General features: G+C 40.4%; 7 protein-coding genes. 6 read left to right on the top strand and 1 reads right to left on the bottom strand.

What is annotated here, in order from left to right; all coding sequences use genetic code 11:
• The first annotated feature begins 69 nt into the window (after positions 1-69).
• The 3 genes from rlmD to ACED20_RS11630 are packed head-to-tail and all read left to right on the top strand — an operon-like array spanning position 70 to position 2633.
• A complete protein-coding gene (gene rlmD, locus ACED20_RS11640) occupies positions 70-1482 on the top strand; it encodes a 23S rRNA (uracil(1939)-C(5))-methyltransferase RlmD (protein WP_294233381.1) in 1413 nt (470 codons plus the stop codon).
• A 34-nt stretch (positions 1483-1516) separates the two neighbouring features.
• Positions 1517-2002, top strand: coding sequence for a DUF6452 family protein (locus tag ACED20_RS11635; protein WP_294233378.1), 486 nt, complete (start codon positions 1517-1519; stop codon positions 2000-2002).
• Positions 1968-2633: a DUF6048 family protein gene (locus ACED20_RS11630; protein ID WP_294236321.1), complete on the top strand. Its 666-nt coding sequence runs from the start codon at positions 1968-1970 to the stop codon at positions 2631-2633. Before ACED20_RS11635 ends, ACED20_RS11630 begins: the two co-directional genes overlap by 35 nt.
• Before the next feature lie 11 nt (positions 2634-2644).
• Here the strand turns inward: ACED20_RS11630 and ACED20_RS11625 are convergent, their stop codons facing one another.
• On the bottom strand, positions 2645-3115 hold the full coding sequence (locus ACED20_RS11625; protein ID WP_294236319.1) for a hypothetical protein: 471 nt from the start codon (positions 3113-3115) through the stop codon (positions 2645-2647).
• A gap of 98 nt (positions 3116-3213) precedes the next feature.
• On the opposite strand from ACED20_RS11625, the gene ACED20_RS11620 reads away from it, so the two are divergent.
• From ACED20_RS11620 to ACED20_RS11610, 3 genes are all read left to right on the top strand, one after another.
• A complete protein-coding gene (locus ACED20_RS11620) occupies positions 3214-5274 on the top strand; it encodes a M43 family zinc metalloprotease (protein WP_294236318.1) in 2061 nt (686 codons plus the stop codon).
• Between the two features lie 374 nt (positions 5275-5648).
• Positions 5649-8525 carry a reprolysin-like metallopeptidase gene (locus ACED20_RS11615; protein WP_378104693.1) on the top strand — a complete coding sequence of 959 codons (2877 nt, stop codon included), beginning with the start codon at positions 5649-5651 and terminating at the stop codon, positions 8523-8525.
• 285 nt (positions 8526-8810) lie between these two features.
• Positions 8811-14741 (top strand): fibronectin type III domain-containing protein (locus ACED20_RS11610; protein ID WP_378104690.1); only part of this gene is annotated, 5931 nt, incomplete at its 3' end.

The raw sequence follows: 14741 nt of genomic DNA, 5'->3' as shown, positions 1-14741 counted from the left end.
TAAGGTTTTTTTATTTGTACTTTTGCAGACCGGAACAGAAATGTTCCGTTTAGGAAAAATAGAATCGGAATGAGTAGAAAGAAAAATAAAAATATAGTTCTTGAAAACATAAGGCTTGTCACTGCCGGAGCCAAGGGAATTGCTATCGGGCGAACTGAAGAAGGAAAAACGGTAATGGTTTCTGGGGCCATCCCCGGAGATCTTGTTAATGTAAAAGTAAAGAAGGCAAAATCCAAATATTATGAGGGAGAAGCTATAGACCTGCTTGAGAAATCACCGGATCGGGTAGATCCGAAATGTATTCATTTCGGAGTATGCGGAGGGTGCAAATGGCAGAATATGCGTTATGAAAAGCAGCTGGCATTTAAACAGGAAGAAGTTTATAATAATATTAAAAGGATCGGAGGAATTGATAATTTCGAAACCGTGCCAATCCTGGGTTCTGAGGAACAGTATTTCTACAGGAACAAAATGGAGTTTTCTTTCTCCAATGCCCGTTGGCTGACCCAATACGAGATCAGCTCGGAAGAAAACTTCGGCAATAAAGATGCCTTAGGATTCCATATTCCGGGAATGTGGAGCAAGATCCTCGACCTTAAAGAATGTTTCCTTCAGGAAGAACCTTCCAACACGATAAGGCTTGCCGTAAAAGAATATGCGGTAAAAAACGGACTGGATTTCTTTGACGTTAAAAATCATGAAGGCTTTCTGAGGACGCTGATGATGAGACAGAACTCGAAAGGGGAGTGGATGGTACTTTTCCAGCTTTTCAGGGAAGAAAAAGACAACAGAGAAAAGCTTTTTGAATTTTTGCTGGAAACGTTTCCTCAGATCAAAACGCTGGTGTATGCCATTAATCCGAAAGCCAATGATTCTATTTACGATCTTGATATTAATATCTACTTCGGGGAAGGCTTCTTGATGGAAGAAATGGATGGGCTGAAATTCAAAATCGGACCGAAATCCTTTTTTCAGACAAATTATAAGCAGGCACTCGAATTATACAGAAAAACCCTTGAATTTGCTGATCTGAAAGGTGATGAAGTGGTCTATGATCTATATACCGGAACCGGAACGATTGCACAATATGTGGCCAGAAATGCCAAACAGGTGATTGGTATCGAATCCGTTCAGGAAGCCATTGATGCGGCCATCGAGCACGCCGAACTGAACGGCCTTACCAATACGACTTTCTACTGTGGAGACATGAAGGATATCTTTAATGATGAATTCCTCGCCAGCCATCCGAAAGCCGATGTCCTGATTACCGATCCGCCGAGAGACGGGATGCATCAGAAAGTAGTCGAGCAGATCTTAAAACTGTCACCTGAAAAAGTAGTGTACGTAAGCTGTAATTCGGCCACTCAGGCCAGGGATCTGGCGTTGATGAAAGATCAGTATGATGTGGTAAAAATTCTGCCGGTCGATATGTTCCCGCAGACCCACCATGTAGAAAATATTGCTTTACTGATTAAGAAATAAATTAGTTACATTTGAATTCCAAATCTTACGATTCATGAAGTATTTTAAATTTCTGATGACCCTAGGATTCCTCAGCCTGCTGTTTTCCTGCGGCAGTGATGATGACATCTGTGAAAACGGGGAAGGAACACCGAGAATGAAAGTTTCTTTTCTGAGTGCTGAAAGCGGTAAAGAGAAAATAGTAGACTCTTTATATGTTGCCGTGGACTACGGTTCCGGTAAAGTGCAGCTTGGCGGCCAGGCGAAGATTACTTCCCGAATTATTCCTTTGAGAGTAGACAATTCTCCTTATACCGATATTTATTTCAGGATAACCAATAAAGGAGCTGAATCCAAAGTAAGGGTAAACTATACCACCAGATCGAGCTATGTTTCACCGGGCTGCGGTATTAAGATAAACTACGAGAATTTAAATGCCGTACTAGATCCGGTAACAACCACCACTCCGGTAAAGAGCATCCAGGCCGGGCAAAATTTTATAGAAAATGAGGACAAAACTAATCTTTACCTTCTTTTTTAGCATCATCAGCTTTTTGGGGTTTTCTCAGGAAAACAATACCAAAGAAGCTAAAAAAGAAAAATGGAAATATGAACCGAACTTTATGGTGGGGGGGGATGTTCTCAATACGGCAGTTTCCTTCTTTTCAGACAGGAAATTATACCAGGGATTTATCTCATCCCGAATAAAAGACAACATCCATGCTATTGCAGAAGCCGGTTTTGAATCCAATATTTATCAGAAAAACGGTTACGATGCCAAAGTGAATGGCCCTTTCCTGAAATTGGGCGCTTTTTATATGCTGGCGAAAGATCCGGAGAACCAGTTCAACGGTTTCTATGCCGGAGGAAAAGTGGCAGGCTCATTCTATACTCAGGAATACATGGCTGTTCCGGTACGGGGATACGGAGGAAGCAGCTCTTCCATTGCTTTCCCTTCGTCCACGCAGTCGTCTTACTGGCTGGAAGGGACTTTGGGAGGAAGGGTGCAGCTGTTCGATACCAATTTTTATATTGATGTTAATATGCAGCCCCGTTATCTGGTGTACACCACAAAACAGGAAGAAATCCAGCCGATGATTGTTCCTGGCTTCGGCAGAAGCTCATCCAAATTTACCATGGGCTTTGCCTGGAACCTGGCGTATAAGTTTTAAATAAGAGAAGGCTACCGTTTTTTTATAATCTTCGATTTACCTTTTAACAATAGATATAATCCCTCCAGTTCTTTTGGGGGGATTCCTTCATCAAAAGAGGCAGATTCATACGTCTTTCCCGCTGAAGTAATAATGATGGTGGAAGATAGGGCACTGTCGGAATACCTTCCGGTAGTTGGAGCTGTATAAGTTGAAATTTTTGATAGGTCGATTAAGGAAGCCTGTTTTATAATTTCATCCCAATTAGCCTTTGATAATTCTTTCAGGGTAGTGGTTCCGTTTAAAGAAATATTTAAAGATGCAGATTCAAAAGTGAACACTCGGTCTGTGCCTCTCGTGCGTTCTGTTAATTCTATTTTTTCGATTTGACCGAATCTTTGATTAATTTTTGAATTATTTATCGTATCTGTAGAGCTATTTTGTGAAATACATTTAATATTTGCTAAACAGCAGATTAATAAAAAGATAACATTTATTTTCATTTTGCTTTTTTATACTAAAATAGGATTTTTCTTGAGATTGTAATAAAAAATATGCCGTAAATTGATATATTTGTGCAATTAATAAAATATTCCTAATAATGAATTGTAAAATTACTTTTAAAGTACCTTTTCTATTCTTTGTGTTCTTATGCTGTTCAATCTTTGCTCAGAAAAAAAATGTTCAGGGACAAGATCAGATTGTATTTGGCAGAACATATACAATAGATGATTTAAAAAAAATGAATGGGGTTATCCGATGTGCTTCTACGGAATATGAAGCTATGCTCCAAAAACAGTATCCGGATAGAATGACGGATGCTCAATTTGAAGCGTGGATTGCTCCTCTAATCGAAAATTCAAAGACAAATAAGTCGCAGAATGGAGGGGTTATTACGATCCCTGTAGTCGTGCACGTTATCCATAGTGGCCAGGCTTACGGGGTTGCTCAGAATATTTCTGATGAACAGGTACAATCCCAGATTACTGTAATGAACAATGATTTCAGAAAATTGACTGGAACTCCGGGTTTCAATTCCAACCCTGTAGGTGCGGATATTATGATTCAGTTTGCTTTAGCAAAAGTAGATCCTAATGGAAATCCTACAAACGGTATTGATAGGGTAAATATGTGTCAAGAGTCTTGGACAACCGCTCAGGTTGATGCAAATGTAAAGCCTGCAACGATATGGGATCCTACTCAATATATGAATATGTGGAGCGTTAAGTTTGGCGGTGCAAGCGCAAACATCCTAGGTTATGCACAATTTCCATCAAACTCAGGAGTTGTAGGTGTTCCTGCAGGAGGAGCCGCTAATACGGATGGTGTTGTTGCGAATTATGGAACATTCGGAAGTTCAGATTACGGAACGAATTTTACATTGGGTGCTCCTTACGATAAAGGAAGAACCATGACTCACGAAGTGGGTCACTTTTTAGGGCTTAGACATATCTGGGGAGATGATGATGCTACGGATCCTAACGGATTAGTATGTGCTACCGATTATTGTAATGATACGCCTCCTGCGCATAAAGCTAATGGCAGTTGTGTTACGCCTATTGCAAGCTGTACTTCCGGGCTTTTCGAAATGGTAGAAAATTACATGGATTATACAAATGATACATGTATGAATATCTTTACTTTAGATCAAAAAGCCAGAATGACGGCTGTAATGAATAACTCTCCTAGAAGAACTGAGTTGAAAACTTCTGTAAAAGATATGCCAATTCCGTTATTTGCTAATGATGCAGAATTAAAAGCGGAAAAAATTTGTGGCGGATCTTCGTCTTGTGCGGGTACGGCTCCTGCTTCCTTTCCGTTTAGCATTTATAATAGAGGTACGTCCGTACTGACTTCTGCGGTAATTACGTATACTGTAAATAATGGAGCTTTACAAACGTACAATTGGACAGGCAACCTTGCTCAAAATAAATATGCAATATTTTCCATTACGGCTACGGAGAACTCTACCATTTCTGCACAAATTACCTCAGTAAACGGAACTTCTGATGCGAGAGCAAGTAACAATACAGCATTTTCAGCTGCAGGGAGCTACACTACAACACCTGTAGGGAGTACTGCCTTAACTTTTACACTTCAACCGGATTTCTATGGTTCAGAAACTACTTGGACGTTGAAAAACAGTGCCGGAACTACTTTATATTCCGGAGGGCCATATGCAGATGGGATAGCTGTTGGGAATCAAATCCAATCTTTACCGGCTTTGGTTACCCAAACATGGAATTTAACACCAGACTGTTATACATTTACTATCAATGATACTGAGGGAGATGGTATAATTTATTACGGTTACTATAATGTGAAAAATTCAGCTGGAAATACTATTATTTCTGAAGGAGCAACTAATTTTGGAACCACACAATCCAAAGCGTTTAAAGTATTGGTATTAGGTACGAATGAAACCAATGGAGGAGTAAAAAGCAATATTCAGGTATATCCAAATCCTGCAACTGATTTCCTTAATATTACTAAAGTTTCCAATAAATCAACATTTGAAATTCACAATGCAGTAGGGCAGTTGGTTAAAGTTGGTAAAATTGATAACAACCAGGTTAAAGTATCCGAATTGATAAAAGGTACTTATATCATTACTGTTAAAGATGGTAAAATTTCTGAAAGCATCAAGTTTATCAAAAATTAACATTTATTTAACGTAAATTAAAAAAAACAAATAATCCTCAGATAAGTCTGAGGATTATTTGTTTTTTTAACAATTATGGTGTCAAAAGTATTTTTTTTAGTTAAAAAGGTTAAGAATATAATATTTGTAGCACAAAATATTTATATTTGGCGGGTAAATTTAATTAAATGTTATGAATAAATTTTTTACTGCCTTACTGTTAACGGCTTTAGGGGGGTACTGTCTTCGGCCAATGGACGCCCACTTCATTTAAAAAAGAAGACAATAAGAGAAAAAGTGCGGAATTTACGGTAAGTAAATCTAATGTAAGAACCAACGGGTACTACAAATTAGACCTGGACTTACTGAGATCTCAGCTGAGAAATGCGCAGGAGATGGGAGCTAATGCAAAGCCGGTGACTATTTCTATACCTACCCTTAGTGGAAGAATAGAGAAATTCTCGGTATACAGCTTTCCTGTAGTGGTGAAAGAACTGGCAGATCAATATCAGTTAGGTTCTTATGTAGGAGTAGGAGTAGGAGTAGGAGTAGGAGTAGGAGTAGGAGTAGACGATCCTACAAAATATTTAAGATTTTCGTTAGCTCCAAATGATTTCCAATCCATGATTATCGGAGACGGGGGCTATGAATTTATCGAACCTCAAATTGGTGATAAAACCATTTATGAAGTACACCCTAAAACAAATAAAACACCGGGCAGTACATTTGTATGCGGTACAGACGAAACGGCATCTCAGAAAAAGCAAATTGCCGGACTGTTGAAAAATGGTAGTTCTTTTACCAATCAGCCAGGTAGTTTTTCTAAATCTTCCGATAAAAAATACCGGACTATGAGATTGGCAATGTCAGTAACCGGAGAGTATACTCAATTTTTTGCGACCCAGGCTAACTTGCCTGCTACCGCTACCGATGACCAGAAGAGAGCGGTAGCTCTTGTTGCCATAAATGCTACTTTAACCAGAGTGAATGGAATCTTTGAGAAAGATTTTGCTCTACATTTGAATCTTCAAAGTTATCCCTCAATTATTTACACCAATGCGGCTACGGACCCTTACTCTGATGCCGGTCCTGGAGTTGCCGGTGCCTGGAATGGGGAATTGATGAATGTTTTGCACACAAATGTTGGAGATGCGAATTTTGATATAGGGCATTTATTCGGAGCTTCCGGTGGCGGAGGTAATGCAGGATGTATTGGTTGTGTTTGCAGCAATGATATGACAACTGATCCAGACGGTTCTCCTGAAGCATACAAAGGATCAGGCTTCACTTCTCCTGCTAATAATATTCCTCAGGGAGATAACTTTGATATAGATTATGTTGCTCATGAGATGGGACATCAATTAGGAGGTAACCATACATTTTCTCACGATCTTGAAGGCTCCGGAGTGAATATGGAGCCGGGTTCCGGATCTACCATTATGGGATATGCCGGAATTACAGGACCAACTACTGATGTTCAGGCCCACTCAGATGCATATTTTCATGTAGCAAGTATTGAACAAATATTAGAAAATCTGCAAACTACAACTTGCGATGTTGAGAATTCTGTAGCTAATGATCCTCCGGTAATTACCGCTTTACCAACTTATAACATTCCTAAAGGAACTGCTTTCGTTTTAACTGCTTCAGCTACGGATGCACAAGGTGATCCAATGACTTATTCGTGGGAAGAAATAGATGATGCAAGTACAACGATTAATAAAAACAATTTAGGGACAACTTCAACGGGAGCATCTTTCCGTTCTGCTATACCTTCCGCCAGCCCTACAAGATATTTCCCTGCGCTTTCTTCTGTATTAAGTGGAGTACTAGACAATAGCAATAATACCTGGGAATCTGTATCTATGGTTCCGAGAACGACCAACTTTGCTGTGACGGTAAGGGATAATAATGCCAATGCGTTGCAACAACAAACACAGTATGCTACTCAAACTATTATAGTAGGAGACAATGGACCATTTAAAGTAACCACTACAGCGGCAGAAGCAAACGGTTCTCCTACACCTATCTCGTGGGCTGTTGCAAATACTACTGCTGCACCATATAATGTAGCAAATGTTAAAGTAGAATATACAACAAATAATGGTAGTACATGGACTTTGCTTTCCGCCTCAACACCAAATGATGGTTCTGAGAGTTTTACTTTTCCTACTTCATTGAATGGGACTACAATTAAAGTGAGAATATCTTCCATCGGAAATGTATTCTACGCTATTGGAAGTGTTGTGCTTAATCCATTATCGCCTTGTAGCAGTACGGCACCTTCCGGACTTACGGTAATTCCTTCACTGGGCGGAGCTTCTATCTATTGGACGCCATACTCAGGAACTTCTACTACTTATATTGTACGTTATAAGAAAACTACTGCAACTACCTGGACGCAAGTAACTACATCAGGATCTGCAATCAATGTTAGTGGCTTAACAGCCGGAACTTACGAAGCTCAGGTAGCTGCCGTATGTTCTGGTACTACAGGTTCGTATTCTGCATCCGTAAATTTTACAGTAACTACTTATTCTACTGTTACCTATTGTGATTCTTCTACAGTGTATGCGACGGGTGAATATATTTCAAATGTTTCTTTATCAAATGTGAACAATACTTCAGGAGCCTCTACTTATACTAATTATACAGCAAACCCTGCACTGCAGATTAACCTGGTAAAAGGAGCAGCCCCTTATGCTTTAACAGTAGGGGTTGGAAGCGCAACTCCATACGATGGTGCTTCAGTATGGATAGACTGGAATAGAAACGGAACATTTGAGGATTCTGAAAAAGTATTGAATGCTGCGGTATCGGCTACTGCTACATCTCAATATACTTCATCAGTTACAGTACCTTCTACTACAGTAGAAAATCAGCCGTTGAGGATGAGGGTAGTATATATATATGCAGGTGCTAATAATAACGGTGCATCTATTCCTTCTTCTTTCGCATGTGGTACTAATTTCTATTATGGAGAGACAGAAGACTATAATATAATGGTAGCATCAGTATTGGCCACAAACGACGTAGCAGATCCTAAGAACGGTATTCAGATTTATCCGAACCCGGTATCAGATATCCTAAACATTACCAAAGTATTAGACAAGGCAACTTACAAAATTTACAGTGCTGCCGGTCAGTTGGTGAAACAGGGGACGATTGACGGCGGACGGATTAATGTTGCGGAACTGATTAAAGGTGGATATGTAATTTCTGTTAAAGATAAAGGAAAAGATACATTCAATTCCAAATTTATCAAGAAATAATACAAAACTTCATTTCAATAATAAACTCCTCAGGTCATCCTGGGGATTTATTATTTACAGTCCATAGGAAATCTATTATTCAATAATGCATTTATCATTAAACCAGATAAAATAATTCTAAAAAGTGAGATATTAATATTTATATAAAAATGCTTATAATTTCTCTCATTTTAAAAACATAATTTAAATCGTTGTGATATAGATAGGAAAAAAATGAATGTATTTTTAAATTAATAATAAAAAATGTTTAGCTTTGTGTAATTAATAGAATATATTGAGAAAGTTATGAAGAAAATTTTTACTTCTTTCTTTTTCCTCTTTCTGTTTGCGGTTACCAGTGCACAATGGAGTCCTGCAACATTTCGGGGGGAAAAGACGAGAGTGAGTTCTGAAATAAAGAACTATTACTCTCTCGACATTTCTTTACTAAAGTCTCAATTGGCAAAAGCGCAGGAAACGGGAAAAAATGCAAAGCCCGTGACCATATCTTTGCCAACTTTAGAAGGAAAAATTGAAAAATTTGCCGTTTACAGCTTCCCTGTGGTCGTAAAAGAACTGGCAGATCAGTATCAGTTAGGATCTTACGTAGGTGTTGGGATTGATGATCCCGGCAAATATTTAAGATTCAGTTTGGCGCCTGGCGATTTTCAGTCGATGATCATCAAAGATGGTACGTCTGAATTTATAGAGCCGGTCGACAAAGGTAAAACGGTTTATGGGGTGCACTCAAAAACTGATAAGAGCAATGAAGGATTTCTTTGTTCTATGAATGAAGATAAACTATCTAAACAAGAGATAGCAAATCTTTATAAAGCAGGAAAGACATTTGCAAATCAGCCGATGAACTTTGCCAAATCTTCTGATAAGAAATACAGAACGATGAGGTTGGCAATGTCTGTAACAGGAGAATATACTCAATATTTTGGGGGAACTGTTGCAAATGCTTTAATTGCGATTAATGCAACCATGACCAGGGTAAACGGTGTATTCGAAAAAGATTTTGCTTTACACTTGAATTTACAAAATTTCCCGGGAGTAATTTACACAAATCCCGCGACTGACCCTTATTCAGCTGCGGCGGCAGGGGTTGCTGGAGCATGGAACACAGAATTACAGCAAACTCTAACAGCAAATGTTGGTAATGCCAACTACGACATCGGTCACTTATTTGGTGCTTCCGGTGGCGGTGGTAATGCAGGATGTATTGGCTGCGTTTGTGTAGACCCAACATCTTCTGTGCCTAAAGGTAAAGGTTCAGGATTTACTTCTCCGGCAGATGGTATTCCGCAAGGAGATAATTTTGATATTGATTATGTTGCCCACGAAATGGGACACCAGCTTGGAGGAAACCATACCTTCTCCCACGCTCTTGAAGGTACAGGGGTGAATGTTGAGCCGGGTTCTGGTTCAACCATTATGGGATATGCGGGGATTACCGGAGCCAATACCGATGTACAGGCACACTCGGATCCTTACTTCCATGCAGCTACTATCGGTCAGGTTCAGGCAAACCTGATAAGTAAGACCTGTGATGTTGAAACAAGCATCAGCAACAATCCGCCGGTTATTGCTGCTTTATCCACCTACAATATTCCTAAAGGAACGGCTTTCGCCCTAACAGCTTCTGCAACGGATCCTGAAAATGATCCGATAACGTACTGTTGGGAGGAAATGGATAATGCAAGCGTTACCATTAATAAAAATAATTTAGGTACCACAACTTCAGGTGCCTCGTTTAGGTCATTTAACCCTACCACAAGCCCTACTAGATATTTCCCTAAGCTATCTTCAGTATTGGCAGGGGTTTTAAATAACTCAAATAATGGATGGGAATCTGTTTCCACGGTAGCGAGAACTACCAACTTCAGGGTGACGGTGAGGGATAATAATCCTGATCCTGCGCAGCAGCAGACCCAATTTGCCAACCAGCAGATTATTGTCGGAAATGATGGTCCGTTTAAAGTAACTACCACTACCGCATACAGCAATGGTCCGACCAATGTAACCTGGGATGTGGTAAATACAACGGCAGCTCCTTATAATGTTGCAAACGTTAAAATTGATTATACTACTGATAATGGTGTAACCTGGACGGTAGCTTCTGCTTCTACAGCTAATGACGGAAGTGAGGTTTTAAATTTAACTGGTCTTACTGTCGGAGGTACTGTTAAAATAAGGGTAAGCTCAATAGGAAACGTATTCTATGCAATCGGAAGTGCTACGATCACTTCTTTGTTGAATTGTACAGGTGCTGCTCCAACAGGTATTGTTGTTTCTGCAATAACTCAAACTACAGCTACTGTAACTTGGGCGGCTACGGCAAATTCAACTTATGTGGTTCAGTACCGTCCTGTTGGAAGTGCAACTTGGATTACAGTTAACAGTACAACAAACTCTGTTAACCTTACCGGTTTAAGTGATGGTATTCAGTATGAAGTTCAGGTATCTACGGTTTGTTCAGGTGTTCAGGGACCGTTCTCTGCATCTACGAACTTTACCACTCTAGGTCTTACCTACTGTACAATGACATCTAGTAACCCAACAGAAGAATATATTTCTAATGTTACCGTAACTCCGGTAGGAGCTGGTGTAATGAGTAACAACTCTGCGGGTGCTACTTATACAGACTACTCTACTACGCCAAGTGCATTGGTAAATTTAGTGATTGGTTCTACAGGAAATACTGTTTCAGTTGGTAAATCCTGGACAGGAACCGTATTTAGTGAGGCTGTTGGTGTTTGGATCGACTTTAATAGAAACGGAGTTTTTGAAGCTACTGAGCAGGTAATGAATTCTGCGGCAAGTACTACCACTCCTGTTTCGGCTACGTTCAATGTTCCTGCTACTGCTTACAACGGACCGGCAACCACAAAAATGAGAGTTGCATTACAGTTTAGTTCTTCTCCGGTAATGTGTACAAGTTATACATACGGTGAAGTTGAAGATTATGCTGTAAAATTAATACAGCCTATTGCATGTACTAGTAATGCTCCTTTAAATCTTTCTGTAACAAATATTACTGCGACTTCTGCATATGCAACGTGGGATCCTGCTACAGGAGCTACTTATGTATTACAATACAGACCTGTAGGTTCTACAGCTTGGACTACAGTTCCTTTAACAACAAATGCTTATACTATTAGTGGTTTAACTGAATCCACTCAATATGAAGTTCAGGTAGCCTATGTTTGTTCAGGTACAACGGGTGCGTATACTACACCATATCAGTTTACTACTCCGGCGGTTACTTATTGTACAATCACTTCGACCAACAATACAAACGGGTATATTTCTAACGTAATGGTGAGCCCGACGAACTCTTATGTGATGAGTAACAATTCAGGAGCAAATACTTATACCAATTATTCTGCAGATCCTACCAAATTGATTACTTTGGTTCGTAACTCCACCAATAACGGTATTTCTGTTTCTAAATCCTGGTTAACGACTACCACGTCTTCACTTGCAGTAGGAGCCTGGATCGATTTTAACAGAAACGGTATTTTTGAAGCCTCTGAAAGAGTGATCAGTACAACAGCAAATACGACAACTCCTATCACTTCAACGTTTACGGTTCCTACAACTTCTTATAACGGGCCATTAACGCTTAGAATGAGAGTAATCTTCTCTACCGCTACGATCTCAGACCCTTGTGCTACTGTAGCCAATGGGGAGATTGAAGATTATGCAGTGAAGATTATTGACCTTGCGCCTTGTACTACTGCTCCTCCATCGCCAATTGCTGTAACCAATGTTACCGCTTCTACGGCTTTGGTTTCCTGGATCAGTGCGACAGGTGCTACCTATACATTGAGATATAGAACAGGTACAGGTACCTGGACGGTTATTAACCCTGCTACAAATCCTTACACGATTCAGAACTTAAATGCTTCTACGACGTATGAAGTGCAGGTGGCAACGATCTGTGGCGGTACTACAGGAGCTTGGTCAGGATCCGTAAACTTTACGACTCCGGCTTCAACTTATTGTACTCCTACCACAACAAGTGTAACCAACGGTTTTATTAATAATGTTACGGTAACGGGTACCAATACACCGATGATGTCGAATAACTCCGGTTCAAGTACTTATACGGATTACTCCAACGATGCTACAAAGATCATTACACTGGCACGTAGCTCCACAGGTAACGTATTATCCGTAGGACGTACGATTTTATCAGGTACCTATTCCACTTATGCATGGCTTGATCTAAATGGTGACGGTGTATTCGATAACAACCCAATCGGTACAGGCGGAGGTGAGCGAATTATGAACTTAGGATATTCTTCTACAACTCCGGTTACAGCTACATTTGCGGTGCCGGCATGGGCATACAGCGGTACGAACAAAGTGAAAATGCGTGTGATCGTATATTACCTTACACCAGCCAATGCATGCTCACCACTTACAAGTGATGGGGAAGTTGAAGATTACCAGGTGAAATTTATAGACATCCAGCCATGTACTACAGCGGCTCCTACAGGAATCACTGTAACAAATATTGCAGCAACCACCGCTACCGTATCATGGATCTCTTCTACAGGAGCGACTTATCAGGTAAGATGGAGAACCACAAACCCTGTAGGTACATGGACTACTTCTACTGTAATTGCAGGTAATACCTTTAATATTCCAGGTCTTACGGAGCAGACCGCTTATGAGGTTCAGGTTTCTACCATTTGTGGAGGAACACAGGGCCCTTGGTCTACATCGGTACCATTTACCACAACACCGATTATCTACTGTAATATGACAGGTACGGGAACTACGGATTACATTTCAAATGTTACCATGACTTCCGTTAACCCAGGTATTCCTCCGATGAGTAATACCTCAGTACAGACCAATTATATCAGTTACACAACTCCGGCTACCCTGATCAATCTTGAGATTGGTTCTAACGGAAATAAGATTTCAGTAGCTAAAGGAGGCGGGCAGAGTGATGCTGTATCTGCGTGGATCGACTTTAACAGAAATGGAGTATTTGAATCTACAGAACAGATTATGAATTCTGCAGCAAGTCCTACAACTCCTGTAACGGCATTATTCAATGTACCTTCAACAGCATATAACGGTCCGCTTACAACAACCATGAGAGTTGTATTGAAACGCTCAAGCGCACCGGTGATGTGTCAGAATGCAGTGAATGGGGAAGTTGAAGATTATGCGGTAAAATTGAGACCTTGCTCTACAACAGCACCTACAAATATCTCATTTAATACCATTACGCATACTTCCGCAAACGTAACATGGACAGTACCGACAGGAGGTCTTACGTTTATCGTGAGATATAGAGTTCAGGGTACTTCGACATGGACGGAAGTTGTCGTTTCAACATTGAACGGTAATCCGCCGTTGGCTTTAACCGGGTTAACTCCGGCTACAACCTATGAAGTACAAATGGCAGCAACTTGCGGAACGACTGCAGGAACATACACGCCATCGCAGACATTCACAACAAGATGTGATCCTACACCACCGGCTGTAACTGTAAGCAACGTTACCACAAACTCTGCGGTTGTAACATGGGCACCGGTTGTACCAAGTGCAACCTATGTGGTTCGATACAGAGTTACAGGAACATCCCTGTGGACAACAATAAATGTTACTGCAGCTCCTTTAAATACGTATACGCTAACTGGTTTAAGCCCGTATACAACTTATGAGGTACAGGTTGCGAATATCTGTAACGGGGAAACAACGGTAAATACCTGGTCTAACCCTAAAGTATTTACAACACAAAGAACATGTGAATTGCCTCCTCCGGGATTAACCATCACCAATCTTACACCGACAACGGCGATAGTGGTTTGGGATCCATTCCCGGGTGCGACGTATATCCTTCGATATAGAAAAGTGGGTATTCCGAGCTGGACAACGGTAACTTCCAATACGAATACCATTACCTTAACAGGTCTGTTGGAGTTGACACCGTATGAGATGCAGGTAGCTAACGTATGCAGCGGAACGCCGGGCACATATACACTTCCTTATTATTTCACAACACCAACGGTAGTGTATTGCCAAATGCAGGCTACGACGGCAAGTGCGAATTACATTTCAAAAGTAACCGTTACGCCTAATGGCAAACCTGTAATGACGAATGTGTCAGCAGCATCGAACTATACCGACTACACGGGAGATCCGACCACGTTCATCGAACTGATCCAGGGATCTGCGGATAATAAGATCAGCATCGATAAAACCACTTCA

Origin of the sequence: Chryseobacterium sp. sg2396, assembly GCF_042610505.1 — a bacterium.
Taxonomy (GTDB): domain Bacteria; phylum Bacteroidota; class Bacteroidia; order Flavobacteriales; family Weeksellaceae; genus Chryseobacterium.
This window is presented reverse-complemented; position numbering and strand designations above follow the sequence as displayed.